Here is a 22,762-nt window from a genome sequence, read left to right as displayed (position 1 = left end):
GAACATGAACGACGCATTGAACTGGAAACCCGCTGCGACCCCCAAGGCCGAACCCATCGAAGGTCGCTTCATTCGCCTGGAGAAGCTCGACCCAGCACGCCATGGCAACGATCTTTGGCAAGTGCTGCAGGGGCCGGGCTCGGACCCAGTGCTTTGGGACTACCTGCCCTACGGCCCGTTCAGCGAACGCACCGATTTCGACCGCTGGCTGGAAGGCAACGCCGCCAGCCGCGATCCGCTGTTCTACAGCGTCATCGACCGCGCCAACGGCCAGGTCCAGGGCATCCTCAGCTACATGTCGATCGTCCCCGAACAGGGCCGTTTCGAGATCGGCCATATCGCCTTCGGCGCCGCCATGCAGCGCACGCCGAAGGGCACCGAGGCGGTCTACCTGCTGAGCAAGCTGGGCTTCGAGCTGGGCAACCGCCGCCTGGAGTGGAAGTGCAACAACGCCAATGCCCGCTCCAAGCGCGCCGCCGAGCGGTTCGGCTTTCTCTTCGAAGGGGTGTTCCGCAATCACATGGTGGTCAAGGATCGCAACCGGGATACGGCGTGGTACTCGATCATCGATGTCGAGTGGCCGGCGGTGGCGTCGGGGTTCGAGCGGTGGTTGAGCGCGGAGAACCAGCAGCCCGAAGGTCAGGTGAGGACGTTGGAGGCCTGTCGCCTGCGCTGACCTCATCGCGGGGCAAGCCCGCTCCCACGATGACCCGCGATATGGCCCTGAAGCCAGGCAAAAAAAGGGGAGCATTCGCTCCCCAGAGGTTAACCGCTTGCAGATGAAGGCTTCTGTCAGCCTTCGATCTCGATCAGGATCTCGCCCGGGGTCACCCGGTCACCCTTGGCCACGTGAATGGCCACGACCTTGCCGGCGATGGCCGCCTGGACTTCGGTCTCCATCTTCATCGCCTCGGTGATCAACACCGCCTGGCCGGCCTTGACCACATCGCCCTCCTTGACCAGCACATCGACGATGTTGCCCGGCATGCTGGTGCTGACATGGCCCGGCTCGCTGGCCTGCTTGCGCTTGCTGCCGCCACCGCCGACGAAGTCGTTGAGCGGCTCGAACACCACTTCTTCCGGCATGCCATCGATGGACAGGTAGAAGTGACGCTTGCCCTCGGCCTTGACGCCCACGCCGGTGATGTCGACGCGGTAGGTCTCGCCGTGCACGTCGATGACGAACTCGGTCGGCACACCTTCACCACTGACCGAGCCCACCGCGCCGGCTTCCGGAATCGGCAGCAGGGCTTCGGGCTTGAGGGTGCCGGCTTCGCGCTCCTCGAGGAACTTGCGACCGATGTCCGGGAACATGGCGAAAGTCAGCACGTCTTCCTCGGAATGCGCGAGGCTGCCGATCTCGGCGCGCAGCTTGGCCATTTCCGGCTTGAGCAGGTCGGCCGGACGCACGTCGATCACTTCCTCGCTGCCGATGGCCTGGCGGCGCAGTTGCTCGTTGACCACGCCCGGGGCCTTGCCATAGCCGCCTTGCAGGTACAGCTTCACCTCGTTGGTGATGGTCTTGTAGCGCTCGCCGGCCAGCACGTTGAAGAACGCCTGGGTGCCGACGATCTGCGAGGTCGGGGTGACCAGCGGCGGGAAGCCGAGGTCTTCACGAACCCGCGGGATTTCCGCCAGCACTTCGTTCATGCGGTTGAGCGCGCCCTGCTCCTTGAGCTGGTTGGCCAGGTTGGAAATCATCCCACCCGGAACCTGGTTGACCTGCACGCGGGTGTCCACGGCGGTGAACTCGCTCTCGAACTGGTGGTACTTCTTGCGCACGGCGTAGAAGTACAGGCCGATCTCCTGCAGCAGTTCCAGGTCAAGGCCGGTGTCGAACTCGCTGCCCTTGAGCGCGGCGACCATCGACTCGGTGCCCGGATGGCTGGTGCCCCAGGCGAAGCTGGAGATCGCGGTGTCGATGTGATCGGCGCCGTTTTCCACCGCCTTGAGCTGGCACATGGCGGCCAGGCCCGCGGTGTCGTGGGAGTGGACGAATACCGGCAGCGATTGCTCGGCCTTCAGCGCCTTGACCAGCTCGCCGGTGGCGAACGGGGTCAGCAGGCCAGCCATGTCCTTGATCGCCACCGAGTCGCAGCCCATGGCTTCCATCTGCTTGGCCTGCTGCACGAAGGCGTCGATGGTATGTACCGGGCTGGTGGTGTAGGCGATGGTGCCCTGGGCGTGCTTGCCGGCGGCCTTCACCGCTTCGATGGCCACACGCAGGTTACGCACGTCGTTCATGGCGTCGAAGATGCGGAACACATCGATGCCGTTGACCGCGGCCTTGGCGACGAAGGCCTTGACCACATCGTCGCTGTAGTGGCGATAGCCCAGCAGGTTCTGGCCGCGCAGGAGCATCTGCAGGCGGGTATTGGGCAACGCGTTGCGCAGTTTGCGCAGGCGCTCCCACGGGTCTTCCTTAAGGAAGCGCACGCAGGCGTCGAAGGTGGCGCCACCCCAGACTTCCAGCGACCAGTAGCCGACCTTGTCGAGCTTGTCGCAGATCGGCAGCATGTCTTCGGTGCGCATGCGGGTGGCCAGCAGGGACTGGTGGGCGTCGCGCAGGATCGTGTCGGTGACAAAGATTTTCTTGGACATTGTTCGGTTCCTCACAGGCCTGCGTGGGCGGCGATGGCGGCGGCGATGGCCAGGGCCAGCTCTTCGGGTTTGCGCTTGATCGAGTAGTTGGTCAGTTCAGGGTGGCTTTCGACGAAGCTGGTGTTGAACTGGCCGCTACGGAATTCCGGGTTGCGCAGGATTTCCTGGTAGTACGCGGCGGTGGTCTTCACCCCTTGCACGCGCATGTCGTCCAGGGCCCGCAGGCCGCGGTCCATGGCCTCCTCCCAGGTCAGCGCCCAGACCACCAGTTTCAGGCACATGGAGTCGTAGTACGGCGGAATGGTGTAGCCGGTGTAGATCGCCGTGTCGGTACGCACGCCCGGGCCGCCCGGAGCGTAGTAGCGAGTGATCTTGCCGAAGCTTGGCAGGAAGTTGTTCTTCGGATCCTCGGCATTGATGCGGAACTGCAAGGCGTAGCCGCGGTGCTGGATGTCTTCCTGCTTGATCGACAGCGGCAGGCCGGACGCGATGCGGATCTGCTCGCGGACGATGTCGATGCCGGTGATTTCCTCGGTGATGGTGTGCTCGACCTGCACCCGGGTGTTCATCTCCATGAAGTACACCTCGCCATCGGCGAGCAGGAACTCCACGGTACCGGCGTTCTCGTAGTTCACCGCCTTCGCCGCGCGCACCGCCAGGTCGCCAATGTAGGCGCGCTGCTCAGGCGTCAGTTGCGGGCTCGGGGCAATCTCGATGAGTTTCTGGTTGCGGCGCTGGATCGAGCAGTCGCGCTCGAACAGGTGCACCACGTTGCCGAAGCTGTCACCGAGGATCTGCGCCTCGATGTGCTTGGGATTGACGATGCACTTCTCCAGGAACACTTCCGCGGAGCCGAAGGCCTTGGTGGCCTCGGAAATCACCCGGGGGAAATTCTGTTCCAGTTCCTCACGGCTGTTGCAGCGGCGGATGCCGCGCCCACCGCCACCCGAAGTGGCCTTGAGCATCACCGGGTAACCGATACGGTCGCCTTCGCGCAGGGCTTCGTGGATATCGGCGACATTGCCTTCGGTGCCGGGGGTGACCGGCACACCGGCTGCGATCATGGTACGGCGCGCTTCGGTCTTGTCGCCCATGCGGCGAATCACATCGGCGGCGGGGCCGATGAACTTGATCCCGCGTTCGGCGCAGATCTCCGCCAGTTCGGCGTTTTCCGACAGGAAACCATAGCCCGGATGCAGAGCGTCACAGCCGGTCTCCACAGCGAGGTTGACCAGCTTGCGCGGGTTCAGGTACCCGGCCAGCGGTTCGGCACCGATGCTGTACGCCTCGTCGGCGCGCTTGACGTGCAAGGCGTGACGGTCGGCGTCGGAATAGATCGCCACCGAGCGAATGCCCATTTCGGCGCAGGCACGCACGATCCGAACTGCGATTTCACCCCGGTTGGCGATCAGGATTTTTTTTATCACTGGAGTCTTCCCAAAGCCGTAGGAACAGACGATCCGGTTCTACCGGTCGGCGCGTGACCAGACGTCGCTGGCCAGTCGCATATTCACCCTAGCGCTGAAGGTCGATAAACAAAAATCAATATTTGTTAGAGGCAGTATTAGCAAAAGCTTATAGTGAGGTAACAAGGTTTTGCCGGAGTTCGGGAAAAATGCGTAAGTCATTGATGCGTATGACTTTGCGTCAACTGCAGGTCTTCAATGAGGTGTGTGATCTGCGCTCCTACAGCCGGGCCGCCGAGGAGATGGCACTGACGCAACCCGCCGTTAGTCTACAGATCCGCCAGCTCGAGGAGCTGGTCGGCCAGCCGCTGTTCGAGTACGTCGGCAAGAAGCTTTACCTGACCGAGGCGGCCGAAGCGCTGCAACGCGCCAGCCGGGATATCTTCGGGCGCCTGGAGAACCTCGACATGCAATTGTCGGACATGCAGGGCTCATTGCAGGGGCAGTTGAAACTGGCGATCGAATCCAGCGCCAAGTACTTCGTGCCACACCTGTTCGCCGCCTTCAAGCAGCGCCACCCGGAGGTCAACCTCACGCTGACGGTGGTCAACCGGGCCCAGGCGATCCGGCGCCTGTCCGATAACCGCGACGACTTGACCATCATGTCCATGGTGCCCCAGGACATGGGCCTGGAGTTCCTGCCGTTCCTCAACAACCCGATCGTTGCCGTGGCACCGCCGGACCATCCGTTGTGCAAGCCAGACAGCCTGCGCCTGCAGGATCTTGAGCCTCATACACTGTTGATCCGTGAACAAGGGTCGGGGACACGCAAGGCCTGCGAGGAATACTTCAAGGACAAGCGCGTGCACTTCACCCAGACGCTGGAGGTCGCTTCCACCGACTCGCAACGTGAGTGCGTGGTCGCCGGACTTGGCATCGCGCTGCTGACCCGCCACGCAGTGAACCTGGAGCTGGCCACCGGGGTGCTCAGGGAACTGCCGGTGGAGGAACTGCCGCTGTACCGAAGCTGGTGCCTGGTGCAATCCAAGGCCAAGCGGCAATCACCAGTGGCCTTGGCTTTCCATGCATTCATCCGCGCCGAACGTGCGCAGATCAGCGCGCTTGTGGAACGTTTCTCGGGGAAGTTGCCGCCGATACCTGCCACACCGTGATGTCTTGCAGGTCGGGGTAGTCGGCGATATCGCGCAGCAGCTGGCGCTGGTCGCAGTAGCTTTCGATGGCGCGACGGAATTCCATCCGGCGCTGGTCCTTTTCCTGCTGCTTGCGAGCCTTGGCGTTAGGTTGGAACGAACCGTCGTGATCACGTGCCATTGCCTGTCTCCCAGATAGGATGCGGGGAGTTTCAGACTGGCCTTGGCGCTTTACGGTTTGGCGCTGGAATGGTGACAGAATCGTGAATTTTCGCTGCCTGTGAGCCTGTTCGCGGGCAACCGATCTCAGTCTTCGGTGGCCTTGATCGACTTCGGCGACAAACGCAGGCTGCGCAAGCTGCGCTTCACGCTCTTGAGGTGGTTGACCAGGCTCGGCCCACGGGCCATGGCCACGCCCATGGCCAGCACATCGATCACCACCAGGTGGGCGATACGCGAGGTCAGCGGCGTGTAGATTTCAGTGTCTTCGTGCACGTCGATGGCCAGGTTGACCGTCGACAACTCGGCCAGCGGCGTCTGGCTCGGGCACAGGGTGATCAGGTTGGCACCGCTTTCACGCACCAGGTTGGCGGTGATCAGCAGATCCTTCGAGCGCCCCGACTGCGAGATGCAAACCGCTACATCTCCTGGCTTCAGGGTGACCGCCGACATCGCCTGCATGTGCGGATCGGAATACGCCGCGGCGCTGAGCAGCAGGCGGAAGAACTTGTGTTGCGCATCCGCGGCCACCGCACCGGAGGCACCGAAACCATAGAACTCCACCCGCTGGGCCTGGGCCATGGCGGTCACCGCCTGCTGCAGAGCCTGAGGGTCGAGGTGCTCACGCACTTCCATCAGGGTATGCAGGGTGGTGTCGAAGATCTTCAGGCTGTAGTCGGCGACCGAGTCGTCTTCATGGATCGCGAACTGGCCAAAGCTGGCGCCGGCGGCCAGGCTTTGCGCCAACTTGAGCTTGAGATCCTGGAAGCCCGAGCAACCGATCGCCCGGCAGAAGCGCACGATGGTCGGTTCGCTGATCCCCACGCTGTGCGCCAGATCGGCCATCGAGCTGTGCATGACGGCAGCCGGATCGAGCAGCACATGGTCAGCCACTTTCAGTTCCGATTTGCGCAGCAGGTGGCGCGATTGGTCGATATGTTGCAACAGATTCACGGGCTGGACTCGGTTATGATCGGCGTGCCGGGATGTAGCTTTCTTGTAGTTATACTACATGCTTGCCAACCCGCCCAGCTAAACGAACGTGGAGAGCGGTGGTTTGACGATTCCTTGCGACATCCTGGTTTTCGGCGGCACCGGCGACCTGGCCCTGCACAAGCTGCTGCCGGCGCTCTACCACCTGTATCGCGAGGACCGCCTGCACAACGCCGTGCGGATCATCGCCCTGGCCCGGCGCAACCTGCCGCGCAACGACTACCTCAAGCTTGCCGAACGCCATTGCCGGGCACAGGTCGCCCGCCAGGACTTCGACGAAGACGTGTGGCAGCGTTTTTCCGCCCGGCTGGACTATTTCCCCATGGATGCCGCGCAGAGCGCCGACTTCGGCCGTCTGGCCCGCTACCTGGGCGAGCCCGGCGGACTGACCCGCATCTACTACCTGGCCACCGCGCCCAAGCTGTTCGTGCCCATCGCCAACCACCTGCGCATCGCCGGCCTGGCCGACAGCGAGGCACGCATCGTCCTGGAAAAACCCATCGGCCACTCGCTGGAATCGGCCACCGCGATCAACGAAGCGATCGGCGCGGTGTTCGACGAATCCCAGGTATTTCGCATCGACCACTACCTGGGCAAGGAGACCGTGCAGAACCTCATGGCCCTGCGTTTCGCCAACGCCCTGCTGGAACCGGTGTGGCGCAACGGCCAGGTCGACCATGTGCAGATCAGCGTCTGCGAAACCCTCGGTGTGGAAAACCGCGGCGCCTACTACGACCGCGCCGGCGCCACCCGCGACATGCTGCAGAACCACCTGCTGCAACTGCTCTGTCTGGTGGCCATGGAGCCCCCGGCGCAGTTCGAGGCCGAAGCGGTACGCGATGAAAAGGTGAAGATCCTGCGCGCGCTCAAGCCCATCACCGGCCAGGACGTGCAGGACAAGACCGTGCGCGGCCAGTACGGTGCCGGCAAGATCGGTGGCCAGGAAGTACCGGCCTACTACTTCGAGAAGGACGTGGACAACGACAGCGACACCGAGACCTTCGTCGCCGTCCAGGCCCAGATCGACAACTGGCGCTGGGCCGGGGTGCCGTTCTATTTGCGCACCGGCAAGCGCATGGCGCGACGTTCCTCGCAGATCGTCATTCAGTTCAAGCCCGTGCCCCACGAGCTGTTCAACGGCGGCCAGGTCAACCAGTTGCTCATCCAGCTGCAGCCGGATGAGCACATCAGCCTGCGCATGATGACCAAGAGCCCAGGCAAGGGCATGCGTCTGGCGCCGGTCGAACTGGACCTGAACCTGGCCAAGGCGTTCGCTCAGACCCGTCGCTGGGAGGCTTACGAACGCCTGCTGCTGGACGTGCTGGAAGGCGACTCGACGCTGTTCATGCGCCGCGACGAGGTCGAGGCCGCATGGGCCTGGATCGACCCGATCCTGCAAGGCTGGGAAGAGCACTTCCAGGCCCCGCGCCCCTATCCGGCCGGCAGCAATGGCCCGGAGCAGGCCAACAGCCTGTTGGCGCACCAAGGCAGGCACTGGCACAGCTGAAAGGCTTCCCGCTGCCAGGCAAAGGGTGAGCGGTCGAATATTGGATCCACGGCGATGCACTTCGCATCGCCCCTGATTGAAGGATCCAAGGAATGATCATCGAAACCAAAGGCTGGGTTGCACAAAACGACAAGATGCCAGGAGACATGGGCTTCCGCGTCTACGGCACCGTGACCGTCCCGCACCCAGGCTTCCAGGTAACCCTCAAGCCACGCGCCATTCAGGACAAGTCCTTCGCCCTGGCGCTGGATCTCGAATCGCAGCAACTGCCAGGTAACTACCTGCAAGCTCTCGACCGCAAACCCGTGACCTTCGAAATGCCCGGCGATCACAGCAACATCCCGAAAGTGGACATCTTCTACAACGACGAACTGATCGCCAGCATCACCAACATCGTCGAAACCCACTGATCATGCGGCCCATGCTCAGCCCATCAGGTGCCTCATGGGCCGTTCCAGCAAGGCCTGGAACGCCACCGCGTCCACCGGCCGGCTGATCAGATAGCCCTGGACTTCGTCGCAGCCATGCTCACGCAGGAATGCCAGTTGCTCCAGGGTTTCCACCCCTTCGGCCACCACTTTGAGCTGCAAGCTCTTGGCCATGGCGATGATCGCCCGGGTGATGGCGGCGTCCTGGCTGCCTTCGAGCAGACCGCGGATGAAGGTCTGGTCGATCTTCACGTAATCGACCGGAAAGCGCTTGAGATAACTCAGGGACGAGTAACCGGTGCCGAAGTCGTCGATGGCCAGTTTCACCCCTAGCGCGTGCAACTGCTGGAACGTGGCGATGATGTGCTCGACGCTGTCCAGCAACTGACTCTCGGTCAGTTCCAGCTCCAGCAGGTGAGGCGCAAGCCCCGACTCCTGCAATACCTGGCGAACCAGGCTGACCAGCTTGCCCTGGCGCAACTGATATACCGACAGGTTGACCGATACGCGAATCTGCACCCCCTGCCGAAGCCACTCGCACGCCTGCCAGCATGCCTGGCGCAGGACGAACTCGCCCATCGGCGCGATCAGCCCGGTCTCCTCCGCCAGGCCGATGAACTCGCCTGGCGGCACCATGCCCCATTCAGGATGCTGCCAGCGCACCAGTGCCTCGGCCGCATGCAGCTGACCTGTGCGCAAACACAGCTTGGGCTGGTAATAGACCAGCAGCTGGCGCTCGTCGATGGCCTTGCGCAGCTGGTTTTCCAGCTGCAGGCGCTCCAGGGTGCCGGCACGCAGGCTTTCGGTGTAGAACTGGAAATTGTCACCGCCCAGGTGCTTGGCGTGCTGCTTGGCCATGTCGGCCTGGCTGACCAGCGCATTCACATCGAGGGTGGCGTCCGACAGCACGCTGATCCCCACCGAAGCGCTGATCACCACCTCATGCCCGCCCACCCGCTGGGGCACCCGCAGCTTGTCCAGCAGGCGCGTGGACACCCGCACCAGGCTCGACAGGTTGGTGTAGCCATCGAACAGCACGGCGAACTCGTCACCCGACAGACGCGCCACGGTGTCGGCCTCTGGCACCGCATTGGCCAGGCGCTGGGCCATCTTCTTGAGCAACTGGTCGGCCAGCTCATGGCCGAGGCTCTCGTTGAGCTGCTTGAAGCGATCCAGGTCCACATGCAGCAACGCCAGGTTGCGCCCGTTCAGGCGCACACGCTGCGCCGCCTCGTGCAAGCGCAGGCGGAACAGGGCACGGTTGGCCAGCCCGGTAAGGTCGTCGTAGTGGGCCAGGTAGCGCAGACGCTCCTCCGACTCGCGGCGAGCCGACAGGTCGGTGAAGAAACCGACGATATTGACGATCCTGCCTTGCGCATCGCTCACGCTGTTGAGCTGCAGCCATTGGGGATAGAGCTCGCCGTTCTTGCGCGCCTCCACCAGCTCGCCCTGCCAGCGGCCCTGCTGCTCCAGCGCCTGATCGATGGCATGGCTGTGGCGTCGTACGTCACGACTGCAGGGCAGCTCAAGGACATTGCGGGCGATCAGCTCGGCACGGCCATGTCCTGTGACATCACAGAAGGCCTGATTGACCGCCAGCAGCTGGAAACCAGCATCGAGGATGGCGATACCTTCGCTGGCGGCCTCGAACACCGTGGCAGCCAGACGCTGCTGTTCTTCCTGCTCCTTTTGCGCAGTGATGTCCCGTCGGGTACCGAGCATGCGCACGACCTTGCCAGCGGCATCGGTCTCCACCGCCCGGCCACGATCCTCGATCCAGCACCAGTGGCCCTGGGCATGGCGTACCCGGTATTCGACCCGATAGTCCTCGGTCCGGCCTTTCAGGTGCTCGACCAGCGTACGCCGCACCAACGACAGGTCCTCGGGGTGCAACAGTGGCTTGAGATCGGACCGTACGGAACGGACCTGCTCGGCATCAATGCCGAACAGTGCATGCAGCTGGGTGTGGTGGACCTCGTCGTCGTGCAGATTCCAGTCCCACAATCCCAGCTCGCTGGCTTCGAGGGCCAAGGCCAGGCGCTGCTCGCTCTTGCTCAAGGCCTGGTTCGCCAGATCCAGTTCGTGGCTGCGCTGGGCCACGCGCTGCTCGAGGCCTGCATGGGCCTGGCGCAGTTCATCCTCGGCCCGGCGGCGCTGACGCACCTCGGCACTGAGCTGGTGGTTGAGGTCTTCGGCATGATGCTGGGCACTCTGCAGGTGCTCGATCAGTGCCTGGTTCTGGAAGCGCCGCAGCAGCCCACGCTCTATCAGGCGGTTGACCTGCCAGGCAACCACCATCAACGCCCCCAGGAGGATCAGGCCCAGCCAGCCCCACCCGCGCTGCTGCCCGGCATCGTAGAAGAACAGGAAAGCGATCGGTGGCAGCAGACAGGGCACGGCGAAACTGAGAAACGCCGTCAGGCTGACTGCATAGGCCACGCTGGCCGACAGTGCCGCCGCGCCGAGCAGGCCGAAGACCCACGCCTGTTGCACGAAGTTGTCTACCGGTGTCAGCGCGATCGCCGCACTGGCCAGCGTGAAGCCGCTGAATGCCGAGCCCAGCAGGAACATGCGCCGCCAGGCCGGCCTGGCCTGCCGGGCCGGCGCAGCCGCCTCGAAAGCCGCCACCTGGATCACCCGCAGGGCGACCAGCGCCAGCAGCCAGGCCATCCATACGCCAACCAGCAGGTAGCGTGCAGGGCTCCACAGCAACCAGGCGCAAAGCAGGCCGTTGAGCAACATGAACAGAGTGGGCAGCAGGGAGCCCTGGTACAGCAGACGAGTACGTTCGATCGAAAGCTGCATGGCGAATTGCCTGCGAACGCTCCGTGACGTCTGCGGCGATGTGTCGATCGCCGTGCAATCCTGGGTCATATGGCTGGATTCTTGTCGAGTTCTTGTTATGGCTGACCGCAAATGTGCAGCGAGCATACACAAGCGTCGCGCCGGACCAAACTGCTCCAGGTCATGAATTCGAAAATGTCCCGTCCGTCGCAGTGCGACCGCTCAACCACGCTGCCTGTGTAATCTCACCGACGAATGGTCGCAGGCCTCTTCGGCGATTTGCATCGCGTGCGTTTGCCCCTGCCCCCGCACACCCATAGAATGCCCGGATGCACAATGACGACCTCTCCCTCCTGCTGAACTCCCTCAACGACGCCCAGCGCCAGGCCGTAGCGGCCTCCGTGGGGCGCCAACTGGTGCTGGCCGGCGCCGGCTCGGGCAAGACCCGTGTGCTGGTGCACCGTATCGCCTGGCTGATCCAGGTCGAACAGGCCTCGGCGCATTCGATCCTGTCGGTGACGTTCACCAACAAGGCCGCGGCGGAAATGCGCCAGCGTATCGAGCAACTGCTGGGCATCAACCCGGCCGGCATGTGGGTCGGCACCTTCCACGGCCTGGCCCACCGCCTGTTGCGCGCCCACTGGCAGGAAGCGGGGCTGGCGCAGAACTTCCAGATCCTCGACAGCGACGACCAGCAGCGCCTGATCAAGCGGGTGATCCGCGAGATGGGCCTGGACGAGCAGAAGTGGCCCGCGCGCCAGGTCCAGTGGTTCATCAACGGCCAGAAGGACGAAGGCCTGCGACCGCGGCACATCCAGGCCAGCGGCGACCTGTTCCTGGCCACCATGCGCGACATCTATGTAGCCTACGAACAGGCCTGCGACCGCGCCGGGGTCATCGACTTCTCCGAGCTGCTGCTGCGCGCCCTGGACCTGTGGCGCGACCATCCAGACCTGCTCAAGCACTATCAACGGCGCTTCCGTCATATCCTGGTGGACGAGTTCCAGGACACCAACGCCGTGCAGTACGCGTGGCTGCGCCTGCTGGCTAGCGGAGGCGACAGCCTGATGGCGGTAGGCGACGACGACCAGTCGATCTACGGCTGGCGCGGCGCCAAGATCGAGAACATCCATCAGTACACCGCCGACTTCCCGGATGCCGAGCTGATCCGCCTGGAGCAGAACTACCGCTCCACCGGCGGTATCCTCAAGGCCGCCAACGCCCTGATCGCCAACAACAGCGGGCGCCTGGGCAAGGAACTGTGGACCGACATGGGCGAAGGCGAGCCGCTCACGCTCTACGCCGCATACAACGAGCACGACGAAGCACGCTACGTGGTCGAGACCATCGAAAGCATCGTCAAACAGGGCAGCGCACGTAACGAGATCGCGATCCTGTACCGCTCCAACGCCCAGTCGCGGGTGCTGGAAGAGGCCCTGCTGCGCGAACGCGTCCCCTACCGCATCTACGGTGGCCAGCGCTTCTTCGAGCGCGCCGAGATCAAGAACGCCATGGCTTACCTGCGCCTACTCGAAGGCCGTGGCAACGACGCGGCCCTGGAGCGGGTGATCAACGTGCCGCCACGGGGCATTGGCGAGAAGACCGTCGAGGCCATCCGCGAGCACGCCCGTCACAGCCAGCTGTCGATGTGGGAAGCCATGTGCCAACTGCTGGCCGCCAAGGCCCTCAAGGGTCGCGCCGCCAGCGCGCTGGGCGCGTTCATCGAGTTGATCGAGAACCTGGCCGCCAAGGTGCTGGACATGCCCCTGCACCTGATGACCCAGACGGTCATCGAACAGTCCGGGCTGATCATCTATCACCAGGAAGAAAAGGGCGAGAAAGGCCAGGCCCGGGTGGAAAACCTCGAGGAACTGGTCAGCGCGGCACGCAACTTCGAGACCAGCGACGAGGATGCCGATCTGTCGCCGTTGTCGGCCTTCCTCGGCCACGCCTCGCTGGAGGCCGGCGATACCCAGGCCGACGAGCACGAGGACAGCATCCAGCTGATGACCTTGCACAGCGCCAAGGGCCTGGAGTTCCCCTATGTGTTCCTGGTGGGCATGGAAGAAGGCCTGTTCCCGCACAAGATGAGCCTGGAGGAGCCCGGGCGCCTTGAAGAGGAGCGCCGCCTGGCCTATGTGGGCATCACCCGCGCCATGCGCCAGCTGGTCATGACCTACGCCGAAACCCGCCGCCTGTACGGCAGCGAAACCTACAACAAGGTGTCGCGTTTCGTGCGGGAGATTCCGGCCGGACTGGTGCAGGAAGTGCGCCTGTCGAACACCGTCAGCCGCCCGTTCGGCGGCGCCAAGGCGCCGGCCAGCAGCCTGTTCGCCAACGCCAGCATCCCGCAGACCGCCTTCAGTCTTGGCCAGCGGGTGCAGCATGCGGTGTTCGGCGAAGGCGTGATCCTCAACTTCGAGGGCTCCGGCGCCCAGGCGCGGGTGCAGGTGAACTTCTCCGAAGGCAGCAAGTGGCTGATGTTGGGTTACGCCAAGCTCGAAGCTATCTGACCGGGCTGAACGGCACGGTCTGTAGGAGCGGCCTTGCGTCGCGAAAGGGGCGCGCAGCGGCCCCAGATTCCGAGCCACCATTGAAACTGCTGGGGCTGCTGCGCAGCCCTTTCCGACCGGTCCGACGCCTCGGCAAGGCCGCTCCCACAGGGGGATAGTTACCTGTGCGACAGCGCAGCCCAAAGGGCTGGGCAATCGCCTACAGGTGAACGGGTAAATCCGGTCAGTCAGGCAAAAGCTCGAAACATCTTGTCGCTGGCTATGTCTGACAGTTCATGTGCAACATGACGCGCGTGCAATCCACACAAACGGGAACCCCCAACTTATGCAACGTTTTCTTAGCATCGCTCTGGCGCTCTGCGTCGGCCTGACGCTGAGCCTCGACGCCAACGCCAAGCGCTTCGGTGGCGGCAAGAGCTCGGGCTCCGCGCCAATCCACCAGACCCGCCAGGCAACCCCGACCACGCCTGCCGCCGCGCCGACCGCTCCAGGCCGTGCGCCTGCCGCCGCCAGCGGTGCTTCGCGCTGGCTGGGTCCATTGGCCGGCCTCGCCGCCGGTGGCCTGCTGGCCTCCATGTTCATGGGTGACGGCTTCCAGGGCATGCAGATCCTCGACTTCCTGATCATGGGCCTGATCGCCTTCCTGGTCTTCCGCTTCATCGCCGCGCGCCGCCGCCAGCAGCAGCCACAACACGCTGCCGCCGGCCACGCCCCGTACCAGCGCGAAGCCCAGCCGCAGGCTGCTCCGCAGTCGATCTTCGGCGGTTCTGCCGCACCGGTCGCCTCGCCTGTGATCAACGCCCCGGCCTGGTTCAACGAAGCCAGCTTCCTGGCCGCCGCCCGTTCGCACTTCCAGTCGCTGCAGCAGCACTGGGACGCCAACGAGATGGACAAGATCGCCGAGTTCGTCACCCCGCAGATGCTCGAGTTCCTCAAGCGTGAACGTGCCGAGCTGGGTGAAGGCTTCCAGTCGACCTACATCGATGACCTCGATGTGCAACTGGACGGTGTCGACGACCGCACTGACCAGACCGACGCCACCCTGACCTTCCGTGGCATGTCGAAGACCTCGCGCTTCGACCAGGGCGAAGCCTTCAGCGAAAGCTGGCACATGGTTCGCGCCCATGGCGAGAACCAGCCTTGGCTGGTTGCCGGTATCCGTCAAAACGGTTAACCGTCGCACGTTGCACAAAAAACCCTGGGCCTGTCCCGGGGTTTTTGCTTTTGCCAGAGTGGGCTACTAGGGTATAACGCGCAGCGTTGTCATAAGGTCAGAGGATGTGAACCGTGGAAGAAGTGATCGAACAACTCCGTGAAGCCAATGAGCCGGTACCGGTGCCGCTGGACCTGCCGGATGAGGATCAGCTGGTCGAGATCGAGGAACAACTGTTCATCAATATCCCGTTCGTGTTCAAGGAATACCTGCTGACCGTCAGTGACGTGGTGTACGGCACCCTGGAGCCGGTGACCGTCACCGATCCACAATCCCACACCTACCTGCCGGAAGTGGCGGCCAACGCCTGGGACGCCGGTGTTCCACGAGACCTGATCCCGATTTGCCAGGACGGCGACGATTATTACTGTGTCGAGGAAGACGGCACCGTCGTGCTCTGGTCCGGCGAGGAAGAGATCGTCACCGAGGACAGCTGGGAATCGGTCTGGCACTGGGTGCGGGATGTCTGGCTGGAAAGCTGAATGAGAAATACCCTCACAAAGTGATGGCTCATAGCTACCAATCACTCGTAGAATCGCCAGGCTTTCTGCGCCTGGCGACATCGCTACCGCTCCATCCCCTCGGACAACGGTGAAATCTCGCGCAGAAGGCTTTTCCGCTCAGTGCGAGTGATCGCGATTGTTCTCCAGCGTCTCCAGCAAGGCCACCTGCATGCGTGTATGCACGCGGATGAGCCAGCGCCATAGCAGCGCCACCACCACCGCCGCCACCACCACGATGATCAGCAGCAGTTCGCTGGTCGGCAGGATGCTCGCCGACAGGGCCGACAGCAACAGGAAGATCACCAGCAACGACAGTAGCGGGATCACCTCGGCAATCACCCGCCGCACGCGCTGGGTATGCCGCCCGGCCATTTCCGGTTTGACCCCCATCTCCGCCAGCAGCATCGACAGCGCCTTGAGCTTGCGATAGGCCGCGATCAGGAATGGCAGCGACAGCAACAAGGCCGCGCCCCAGATCAGCGCCTTCTGCTGGCCGACATCGCCCACCCATTCGCTGAGCCAGACACCGATACGCCCGGCGAAATACCCACCACTGAAGAAGATCGCGATCACCAGTGCCAGGTTGACCCCGACCTGCAGCAGGATGCGCCGGATCATCGCCGCCAGCATGGCCCCTTCGCCCTGGGGCTGAATGCTGCGCAGCCACTCGCCATACAGCGACAACACCCGCGCCAGGCGACTCGGCACCACCTTGCCCAACTTGATCGACAGCGGGTCGGCGGCACGGATGAGATACGGCGTGAGCAAGGTGGTGATGGCCGAGACGGCCACCGCCACCGGGTAGAGGAAGTCACTGGTGACCTGCAGGGTCATCCCCAGGGCGGCGATGATGAAAGAGAACTCGCCAATCTGCGACAACCCCATCCCCACGCGTAGCGAGGTGCGCCCGTCGTTCCCGGCGATGAATGCCCCCAGGCCACAGGACAACATCTTGCCCAGCACCACCGCCAGGGTGATGACCACGATCGGCCAGGCGTACTCGACGAGGATCTTCGGATCGATCATCAAGCCGATGGCGACGAAGAATATCGCGCTGAACAGGTCGCGAACCGGCTCGATCAAGCGCTCGATCTTCAACAGTTGCCGCGACTCGGCCATGATCGCGCCGATCAGGAAGGCGCCGAGCACCATGCTGTATTCGAGCTTGACCACCAGCAGGCAGAAACCGAAGCACAGGCCCAGCACGGTGATCAGCAGCATCTCGTTACTTTCGAACTTGGCCACGTAGGCCAGCAAGCGCGGCACCAGCAGGATGCCGATGACCAGCGCGACGATCATGAACAGCGACAGCTTGCCAACCGTGGAGAACACCTCGCCGGAGCTCACCGAGCCACTGACGGCGATGCCCGACAACAGCGCGATGATGCCGATGCCGAGAATGTCCTCGACGATCAGCACGCCGAAGATCAGTTGCGCGAAGCGCTCGTTCTTCATCTTCAGGTCGTTGAGTGCCTTGACGATGATGGTGGTCGACGATATCGCCAGGATCGCGCCGAGGAACAACGAGTCCATGGTGTTCCAGCCAAACCAGCGACCGATCTCGAAACCGATCCAGATCATCAGGACGATTTCCAGGAAGGCTGCGATGAATGCCGTGGCGCCCACCTTGAACAGTTTGCGCAGGCTGAACTCCAGGCCCAGGCAGAACATCAGGAAGATCACCCCCAGCTCGGCCAGGGTCTTGATGGTGTCCTCATCGTGGATCAGGCCGAACGGCGGTGTGTGCGGGCCAATGATGAAGCCGGCGACGATGTAGCCCAGCACCACCGGCTGCTTGAAGCGGTGAAAGAGGATGGTGACCACCCCGGCGACCAGCATGATCACCGCCAAATCCTGGATGAAGCTGATGGCATGCATGGCGTGATACTCCTTGTTCTCGATGCACGGGGCGAACCGCTCCTCTGCCGGAAAACCCTGGGCGCGGAGCAGGCACATACTGTTCTGATAGACGGAAAAGCCCACGTTGCATGGGCGCCGTCAGGTTAACATCGCCCCTTGCCACAAATTGCCAATGCAATATGCAGAAACAGATCGGCAGATCCAGCACCGCCGATGGCAAGATTGGCGTGACGATGGAGCGTCAGCCGACGTCCCGTACCAGGATGGGAAACCTCAAAGAGGGGAACAGAAGTGTCTGCAGATACCCGCCCCGATTCAGCGCAAACTCACCGTGAGCTCTCTATGGAACCTGGAAACGCCCAGCTGACCATGACCGTCCTGATGACACCGGACATGGCCAACTTCTCTGGCAACGTACATGGCGGCACCCTGCTCAAGTACCTCGACGAAGTCGCGTACGCCTGCGCCAGCCGCTATGCCGGCAGCTACGTCGTCACCCTGTCGGTGGACCAGGTGATCTTCCGGGAGCCCGTGCACGTAGGCGAGCTGGTGACCTTTCTGGCTTCGGTCAACTACACCGGCAACACCTCGATGGAGGTGGGCATCAAGGTGGTCACCGAAAACATCCGCGAACGTTCGGTGCGCCACTCCAACAGTTGCTTCTTCACCATGGTGGCCGTCGACGATGACCGCCGCCCGGTAAAGGTTCCAGCGCGCCAGCCACAGACCAGCGAAGAAAAGCGCCGCTTCCTGCAGGGCCAGCAGCGCCGCCAGATCCGCCAGGAGCTGGAGCAGCGCTACCAGGACCTCAAGAGCGACTCGATCTAGATCGAAAGACGCTGCGCCTCGAAGCGTACCCGTGGATGGGCGATGCGATCCTGCGCCCGCACCAGCTGCAGTTCATAGCTGGCGCAGGCCTGGGTCTCCAGCAGTACCTCATGCACGGCGGCGGCGGTGAATTCGAAGGCTTGCAGCCAGCTGTCGCCCAGCAGCACGCGGGCGAGGAACAGCCCTGAAGTCAGGTCGCCCACGCCCACCGGCTGACGTGGGAAGGCCAGCAACGGCCGGCGCAGATGCCAGCTGCCGTCGCGGGTCACCAGCAGCATCTCGAAGGCGTCATCGGCTCGCCCGGGATAGTTCAGGTGCTTGACCAGCACCACCTGGGGGCCAAGCTCCAGCAGCCCACGAGCCATGCCCACGCAATCTTCCAGGGATTGCGCGCGACGGCCACAGAAGCTGTCCAGTTCCAGTTGGTTGGGGCACAGGATGTCGGCCTTGGCGGCGGCCTCTTCGAGCAGGAACTCACTGACCTGCGCCGGCACGACGCAGCCTTTCTCGGCATGCCCCATGACCGGATCGCACAGGTACAGGGCCTTGGGGTTCACCGCCTTGATGCGCTCGACACCGGCAAGGATGGCCCGGCCCTGCTCGGCGCTGCCCAGGTAGCCCGACAGCACCGCGTCGCAGTGGCCCAGTTCGCCGATATTGGAAATGCCTTCCACCAACGCGGGAATTTGCGCTGGGGCAAGCACTTCCCCGGCCCACTGTCCATACTGAGTGTGGTTGGAGAACTGCACGGTGTTCAGCGGCCAGACATTGACCCCGACCCGCTGCATGGGAAACACCGCAGCGCTGTTGCCAGCGTGTCCGAAGACCACATGGGACTGAATGGCGAGCAAGTGCGGCGTACGTTTCATGCAGGGCGATTCCGAAACTGTGTGAATAAATGTGCGGCCCGCAGTATGAACCCGATTGCCATCTGTACGACAGGCCAGAGACGCAGTTAAGCTGGATCGACCTGTCTGGAGCTTACGTAAATGCTGACCCTGGAAAACCTTTTCGTCCTGATGCTGGTGGCGACCGCAGGCGCCTGGCTGTGGCACAACCACGGGCTGCGCGAAAAGGCCCTGGCCCGGGTCAAGCAGCATTGCGCCAAGCTCGACCTGGAACTGCTCGACGATGCCGTGGCGCTCAAGCGCATCGCCTTCGTGCGCGACGCCAACGGCAGGAAACGCCTGGCGCGTATCTACAACTTCGAGTTCACCGTCACGGGCGAGCAGCGCCATCCCGGCACGGTCACCCAGTTCGGCGCCCACACCATGCAGATCGAACTGGCCCCCTACCCCTTCGAGATCAAGACCCCGCCGCGCAGCGACAACGTCATCGAGATGCAGCAGTGGCGCCAGGAACACAACCGCTGGCGCAATTGATCAGTCGCCCAGGACGCAGTATGGGACGGCCGCCTGCAGGGCCTGCAACGGCTGCGGCTGATCGAAGATCAGCTCGATACGTGAATCCTTGCGCCATTCGCTGGAGCGCCATTCCAATGCCTCGCCTTCGAGGCCATTGAAGGACTGCCACGCGTCCCCGCTGTGGATAACGCCCTTGGCCCGGCGCCACGGCCATCGCCCGAGAAATCCTTGCAAGCATTCCTGGTCGAAACGCAGGCTCGGATGCCAGCGCCAGCCAATGCTCCACCCGCCGTCGCCCTGCTGGTACCGGCAGATCGGCTGACGTGGGTCTGTCCACAACGCAGGTAAAGCGGTCGGCGTGCTGTCCACAGGGGATACGCACGCCCCGACAGCGCTTTGCGCCATGCCGGGCAACCGTGGAAGATCGCCGAGTGCCAGGCCCCCCTGCTCTGTCCAGAGCAGGGGCACATCCACCAGCGATGAAGTTATCAACAGCCGAGTTCTTTCATCCACAGCACTCGATTTGTTCAGGATCAACAATCCCGCCCGTTCCATGGCCTGGTGCTGCGCAGGAGGCAAAGGCTCCCCGCATGCCAGCGCTGCGCAATCGAGAACCATCAGCAACGGCTGCACCGCCAGCACCCCGACCCATGGCGCCTGGCCCAGTTGCTCCAGCAACTGCAGCGGGTGACCGAGCCCGGAGGGCTCGATGAACAATCGGTCCGGCCGCGCCTTGCGCAGCAGACGACCGAGGCCGACCTGGAACGGCGCGCCATTGACACAACACAGGCAGCCCCCAGCCACTTCGCCGATGGCAATTCCTGCTTCGTCACGACTGAGCAGGGCGGCATCGATGCCGATCTGGCCGAACTCGTTGATCAGCACGGCCCAGCGTTCACCAGCCGGGCGCTGGCTGAGCAGATGACGGATCAGGCTGGTCTTGCCGGCCCCCAGCGGGCCGGCGATCACATGGGTGGGGATGTTCTGCAACATGGCTCATGCATCGGGGTGGATTCAGGGCAGTCTATACCGGCCCGATCGCGGGGCAAGCCCGTGATTCAGGCCAACCAGTCCAGGCTCAGCAACAATCGCCGTTCCCCGACAGGTGTCGAGGGCGAACGGTGCACCAGCCCCGTGCCTTCGTTGCCCAGCCACTTCTCGCCCTTGAGCAACGCCACATCACCCGCCGCCAAGCGGCGAATGTTATCCACAGACGGTTGCTCCTGCTGCAACCTTGAACGGTCGATCGCCCCCTCTTCCAGCCATTCACTGCCGGCACCGGCATATGTGCTGAGCAAGCGCACCGGCACATGGTCCACATGCATGCGCGGGCACATCGCCCCCTCCAGCACACGCAGGCGCACACCGATCCGGCGGGCGCCCAGCAGGCAGGTATATGCCGCCACCAACCAGTGCACATCAGCGACGAAGCCCTCATAGCCGTGCAGATCAGCCGTCTCCCTGAGCAAGCCTGGAAGCGAGGGCGGCTGGCGTTCATCCACCTCGATCACCCGTTCATCGGTCAGCGCCTGGCCAAGGCTGAGCACCAGGTTGGCGAAATCCTCCACCTGAGCCGGCAAACGCCGCTGCCACACCGCCAGATTGACGCCATCCTGGAGAATGTCCGTCATCACCTGGGGCGATGCACCGAAAACCTGGCGGATATCCACAGTCATGCCGCGGCGTCCTCATGCCAGGCGCCGAATGGATCGGGCAGGCGCAACCAGCCCATCGGCCCAAGCTCCATCTCCTCGTCATCCAGCAGGCAGGCCTCAAGCTCTGTGGATAACTGTGCGAAGTCGATGTTCTGCCCAATGAAGACCAGTTCCTGGCGGCAGTCACCGCTTTGCACCGTCCACTGCTTGAGAATCGCTGCGGTATTTTCCTCATCCTGGGGCCATTGCTCGCGAGGCACGAAACGCCACCAGCGTCCCGCCAGCCCATGGCGCATCATGCCGCCGGCCTGGGACCAGCTACCGGCCTCGCGAAACTTGCTGGCCAGCCAGAAGAAACCTTTGGAGCGCAGCAGCCGGCCATTGCTCCAAGGCTTGTGGATAAAGTCGAAGAAGCGCTGTGGGTGGAACGGCCGACGTGCCTGCCAGGTAGTCGCGGCAATGCCGTACTCCTCGGTTTCCGGCACATGCGCGCCACGCAGCTCCTGCAGCCAGCCGGGCGCTTGGGCGGCCTGGTCGAAATCGAACAGACCGGTGTCGAGGATGCGCGAGAGCGCTACCTGGCCCATGACCATCGGCACGATCTGCGCCCGGGCATTGAGACTGCGCAGGATGGCCATCAGCTCTTCGCGCTCGTGCTGGCTGATCAGGTCGATCTTGCTCAACAGCAGTACGTCGGCGAACTCGACCTGTTCGATCAGCAGGTCGCTGATCGAGCGTTCGTCAGCTTCGCCCAGGGTCTCGCCGCGGCTGGCCAGACTGTCCGCTGCCTGATAGTCGCTCAGGAAATTCAAGCCATCGACCACGGTGACCATGGTATCCAGGCGCGCCATGTCGGAGAGGCTGCGGCCCTGTTCATCGCGGAAGGTGAAAGTCTCGGCGACCGGCAGCGGCTCGGAGATCCCCGTGGACTCGATCAGCAGGTAATCGAAGCGGCCCTCGCCGGCCAGTCGCGCCACCTCTTCCAGCAGGTCCTCGCGCAGGGTGCAGCAGATGCAGCCATTGCTCATCTCCACCAGTTTTTCTTCGGCGCGATTGAGGCTGACATTGCGCTGAACCTCACTGGCATCGATGTTGATTTCACTCATGTCGTTGACGATCACGGCAACGCGCAGGTTGTCGCGGTTAAGCAGGACATGGTTGAGCAGTGTGCTCTTGCCGGCGCCGAGAAAGCCGGACAGCACGGTGACAGGAAGACGGTTGGGCATGACGAACCTCATCGGGCAGGCGCATTCGAAACGATGCATTGCACAATGTTATATTATAACAATACAATTTCGCCAAGCCGCGTTGACCGAACGGTTGTCTGGAGAGCCACATGAAACTACCTGGCGTCGTTGCACTGTTGTTGTTCGTGCTGCCTTCACCGCTGCTCGCCATGCCCCGTACCGACCTTGCGCTGTGCACCCGCAGTGCAACCCTGCTGGCGTGCCAGGACAGCAAGGGCAACTACTACAGCGTGCGTACCGACGGCAGCATCCTCTACCTGCGCGGCTATGAAGTGGCAAGCAAGCGCCTGTGGGCACAAACCAACAGCCGCTACGGTACGTTCACCTTCTTCACCGGCCTGGCCAGTGACGGTGAAGCCTGGGTCGGCTACAGCCGCCGTATCGGCTGGACCACCCTCAATCGCGTCTCCAGCTCCAGCGGTCAGCGCTTCGATCTGCACTGCAGCCTGGTCGGCGGTTGCCGTTGACCGCCATCACTTCAGGATTCTCT

General features: G+C 63.2%; 20 protein-coding genes. 10 read left to right on the top strand and 10 right to left on the bottom strand.

Annotated elements, in window-relative coordinates:
* Positions 1 to 4: 4 nt before the first annotated feature.
* Complete coding sequence (locus N7422_RS20460) at positions 5 to 676, top strand: GNAT family protein (RefSeq protein ID WP_279808249.1); 672 nt, start codon at positions 5 to 7, stop codon at positions 674 to 676.
* Positions 677 to 792: 116 nt separating this feature from the next.
* Here N7422_RS20460 and oadA read toward each other — a convergent pair whose 3' ends face one another.
* Both oadA and N7422_RS20450 read right to left on the bottom strand, forming a co-directional pair.
* Positions 793 to 2,601, bottom strand: coding sequence for a sodium-extruding oxaloacetate decarboxylase subunit alpha (gene oadA, locus N7422_RS20455; protein WP_279808247.1), 1,809 nt, complete (start codon positions 2,599 to 2,601; stop codon positions 793 to 795).
* An 11-nt stretch (positions 2,602 to 2,612) separates the two neighbouring features.
* A complete protein-coding gene (locus N7422_RS20450; protein WP_279808246.1) occupies positions 2,613 to 4,028 on the bottom strand; it encodes an acetyl-CoA carboxylase biotin carboxylase subunit in 1,416 nt (471 codons plus the stop codon).
* Positions 4,029 to 4,231: 203 nt separating this feature from the next.
* Here N7422_RS20450 and N7422_RS20445 point away from each other — a divergent pair, with 203 nt between their 5' ends.
* The gene (locus N7422_RS20445; RefSeq protein WP_279808259.1) at positions 4,232 to 5,179 is read left to right on the top strand and encodes a LysR family transcriptional regulator; all 948 of its coding nucleotides are present in this window, start codon (positions 4,232 to 4,234) and stop codon (positions 5,177 to 5,179) included.
* Here the strand turns inward: N7422_RS20445 and N7422_RS20440 are convergent.
* Together N7422_RS20440 and hexR are read right to left on the bottom strand one after the other, a co-directional pair.
* Positions 5,121 to 5,339, bottom strand: coding sequence for a hypothetical protein (locus tag N7422_RS20440; protein ID WP_279808245.1), 219 nt, complete (start codon positions 5,337 to 5,339; stop codon positions 5,121 to 5,123). The two genes, N7422_RS20445 and N7422_RS20440, sit on opposite strands and share 59 nt — an antisense overlap.
* Positions 5,340 to 5,464: 125 nt before the next feature.
* Positions 5,465 to 6,331 carry a transcriptional regulator HexR gene (hexR, locus tag N7422_RS20435; protein ID WP_279808244.1) on the bottom strand — a complete coding sequence of 289 codons (867 nt, stop codon included), beginning with the start codon at positions 6,329 to 6,331 and terminating at the stop codon, positions 5,465 to 5,467.
* A 103-nt stretch (positions 6,332 to 6,434) separates the two neighbouring features.
* On the opposite strand from hexR, the gene zwf reads away from it, so the two are divergent.
* Together zwf and N7422_RS20425 are read left to right on the top strand one after the other, a co-directional pair.
* Positions 6,435 to 7,877 carry a glucose-6-phosphate dehydrogenase gene (gene zwf / locus N7422_RS20430; RefSeq protein ID WP_279808243.1) on the top strand — a complete coding sequence of 481 codons (1,443 nt, stop codon included), beginning with the start codon at positions 6,435 to 6,437 and terminating at the stop codon, positions 7,875 to 7,877.
* Between the two features lie 92 nt (positions 7,878 to 7,969).
* Positions 7,970 to 8,287 (top strand): hypothetical protein, encoded by a 318-nt coding sequence (locus N7422_RS20425; protein ID WP_279808241.1) that lies wholly within the window; start codon positions 7,970 to 7,972, stop codon positions 8,285 to 8,287.
* A gap of 15 nt (positions 8,288 to 8,302) precedes the next feature.
* Here the strand turns inward: N7422_RS20425 and N7422_RS20420 are convergent, their stop codons facing one another.
* Positions 8,303 to 11,179 (bottom strand): EAL domain-containing protein, encoded by a 2,877-nt coding sequence (locus N7422_RS20420; RefSeq protein WP_279808240.1) that lies wholly within the window; start codon positions 11,177 to 11,179, stop codon positions 8,303 to 8,305.
* A gap of 239 nt (positions 11,180 to 11,418) precedes the next feature.
* On the opposite strand from N7422_RS20420, the gene uvrD reads away from it, so the two are divergent.
* The 3 genes from uvrD to N7422_RS20405 all read left to right on the top strand — a co-directional run bounded on the left by uvrD (position 11,419) and on the right by N7422_RS20405 (position 15,297).
* Positions 11,419 to 13,602, top strand: a complete 2,184-nt coding sequence (gene uvrD, locus N7422_RS20415) for a DNA helicase II (protein WP_279808239.1) — start codon at positions 11,419 to 11,421, stop codon at positions 13,600 to 13,602.
* Positions 13,603 to 13,927: 325 nt separating this feature from the next.
* Positions 13,928 to 14,776 carry a TIM44-like domain-containing protein gene (locus N7422_RS20410; protein WP_279808238.1) on the top strand — a complete coding sequence of 283 codons (849 nt, stop codon included), beginning with the start codon at positions 13,928 to 13,930 and terminating at the stop codon, positions 14,774 to 14,776.
* A gap of 113 nt (positions 14,777 to 14,889) precedes the next feature.
* Complete coding sequence (locus tag N7422_RS20405) at positions 14,890 to 15,297, top strand: SMI1/KNR4 family protein (protein ID WP_279808237.1); 408 nt, start codon at positions 14,890 to 14,892, stop codon at positions 15,295 to 15,297.
* A gap of 138 nt (positions 15,298 to 15,435) precedes the next feature.
* On the opposite strand, the gene N7422_RS20400 is transcribed toward N7422_RS20405, so the two are convergent.
* Complete coding sequence (locus N7422_RS20400; RefSeq protein WP_279808236.1) at positions 15,436 to 17,196, bottom strand: cation:proton antiporter; 1,761 nt, start codon at positions 17,194 to 17,196, stop codon at positions 15,436 to 15,438.
* A gap of 324 nt (positions 17,197 to 17,520) precedes the next feature.
* Here N7422_RS20400 and N7422_RS20395 point away from each other — a divergent pair, with 324 nt between their 5' ends.
* The gene (locus N7422_RS20395; RefSeq protein WP_279808235.1) at positions 17,521 to 18,006 is read left to right on the top strand and encodes an acyl-CoA thioesterase; all 486 of its coding nucleotides are present in this window, start codon (positions 17,521 to 17,523) and stop codon (positions 18,004 to 18,006) included.
* On the opposite strand, the gene pdxY is transcribed toward N7422_RS20395, so the two are convergent.
* A complete protein-coding gene (pdxY, locus tag N7422_RS20390) occupies positions 18,003 to 18,875 on the bottom strand; it encodes a pyridoxal kinase PdxY (RefSeq protein WP_279808234.1) in 873 nt (290 codons plus the stop codon). The genes N7422_RS20395 and pdxY overlap by 4 nt on opposite strands.
* A gap of 120 nt (positions 18,876 to 18,995) precedes the next feature.
* Here pdxY and N7422_RS20385 point away from each other — a divergent pair, with 120 nt between their 5' ends.
* The gene (locus N7422_RS20385) at positions 18,996 to 19,388 is read left to right on the top strand and encodes a DUF3301 domain-containing protein (RefSeq protein WP_279808233.1); all 393 of its coding nucleotides are present in this window, start codon (positions 18,996 to 18,998) and stop codon (positions 19,386 to 19,388) included.
* Here the strand turns inward: N7422_RS20385 and N7422_RS20380 are convergent, their stop codons facing one another.
* The 3 genes from N7422_RS20380 to zigA all read right to left on the bottom strand — a co-directional run bounded on the left by N7422_RS20380 (position 19,389) and on the right by zigA (position 22,251).
* On the bottom strand, positions 19,389 to 20,363 hold the full coding sequence (locus N7422_RS20380; RefSeq protein WP_279808232.1) for a CobW-like GTP-binding protein: 975 nt from the start codon (positions 20,361 to 20,363) through the stop codon (positions 19,389 to 19,391).
* Between the two features lie 65 nt (positions 20,364 to 20,428).
* Positions 20,429 to 21,046 carry a DUF1826 domain-containing protein gene (locus N7422_RS20375; protein ID WP_279808231.1) on the bottom strand — a complete coding sequence of 206 codons (618 nt, stop codon included), beginning with the start codon at positions 21,044 to 21,046 and terminating at the stop codon, positions 20,429 to 20,431.
* The gene (gene zigA / locus N7422_RS20370) at positions 21,043 to 22,251 is read right to left on the bottom strand and encodes a zinc metallochaperone GTPase ZigA (RefSeq protein WP_279808230.1); all 1,209 of its coding nucleotides are present in this window, start codon (positions 22,249 to 22,251) and stop codon (positions 21,043 to 21,045) included. Before zigA ends, N7422_RS20375 begins: the two co-directional genes overlap by 4 nt.
* 110 nt (positions 22,252 to 22,361) lie before the next feature.
* Here zigA and N7422_RS20365 point away from each other — a divergent pair, with 110 nt between their 5' ends.
* Positions 22,362 to 22,739: a glutamine synthetase gene (locus tag N7422_RS20365; RefSeq protein WP_279808229.1), complete on the top strand. Its 378-nt coding sequence runs from the start codon at positions 22,362 to 22,364 to the stop codon at positions 22,737 to 22,739.
* Positions 22,740 to 22,762 lie beyond the last annotated feature (23 nt).

The sequence above is a fragment of the Pseudomonas sp. GD04091 genome (genome assembly GCF_029836165.1).
Taxonomy (GTDB): domain Bacteria; phylum Pseudomonadota; class Gammaproteobacteria; order Pseudomonadales; family Pseudomonadaceae; genus Aquipseudomonas.
The sequence above is the reverse complement of the archived record's forward strand: the minus strand, read 5'-3'. Positions and strand labels throughout refer to the sequence as shown.

Coding starts and splice junctions, on each gene's coding strand:
- N7422_RS20410 (WP_279808238.1), top strand. CDS start 13,928: ATGCAACGTTTTCTTAGCATCGCTCTGGCGCTCTGCGTCGGCCTGACG.
- uvrD (WP_279808239.1), top strand. CDS start 11,419: ATGCACAATGACGACCTCTCCCTCCTGCTGAACTCCCTCAACGACGCC.
- N7422_RS20460 (WP_279808249.1), top strand. CDS start 5: ATGAACGACGCATTGAACTGGAAACCCGCTGCGACCCCCAAGGCCGAA.
- N7422_RS20440 (WP_279808245.1), bottom strand. CDS start 5,339: ATGGCACGTGATCACGACGGTTCGTTCCAACCTAACGCCAAGGCTCGC.
- N7422_RS20420 (WP_279808240.1), bottom strand. CDS start 11,179: ATGACCCAGGATTGCACGGCGATCGACACATCGCCGCAGACGTCACGG.
- N7422_RS20445 (WP_279808259.1), top strand. CDS start 4,232: ATGCGTATGACTTTGCGTCAACTGCAGGTCTTCAATGAGGTGTGTGAT.
- zigA (WP_279808230.1), bottom strand. CDS start 22,251: ATGCCCAACCGTCTTCCTGTCACCGTGCTGTCCGGCTTTCTCGGCGCC.
- oadA (WP_279808247.1), bottom strand. CDS start 2,601: ATGTCCAAGAAAATCTTTGTCACCGACACGATCCTGCGCGACGCCCAC.
- N7422_RS20385 (WP_279808233.1), top strand. CDS start 18,996: ATGCTGACCCTGGAAAACCTTTTCGTCCTGATGCTGGTGGCGACCGCA.
- N7422_RS20375 (WP_279808231.1), bottom strand. CDS start 21,046: ATGACTGTGGATATCCGCCAGGTTTTCGGTGCATCGCCCCAGGTGATG.
- N7422_RS20400 (WP_279808236.1), bottom strand. CDS start 17,196: ATGCATGCCATCAGCTTCATCCAGGATTTGGCGGTGATCATGCTGGTC.
- N7422_RS20395 (WP_279808235.1), top strand. CDS start 17,521: ATGGAACCTGGAAACGCCCAGCTGACCATGACCGTCCTGATGACACCG.
- N7422_RS20380 (WP_279808232.1), bottom strand. CDS start 20,363: ATGTTGCAGAACATCCCCACCCATGTGATCGCCGGCCCGCTGGGGGCC.
- N7422_RS20365 (WP_279808229.1), top strand. CDS start 22,362: ATGAAACTACCTGGCGTCGTTGCACTGTTGTTGTTCGTGCTGCCTTCA.
- pdxY (WP_279808234.1), bottom strand. CDS start 18,875: ATGAAACGTACGCCGCACTTGCTCGCCATTCAGTCCCATGTGGTCTTC.
- N7422_RS20425 (WP_279808241.1), top strand. CDS start 7,970: ATGATCATCGAAACCAAAGGCTGGGTTGCACAAAACGACAAGATGCCA.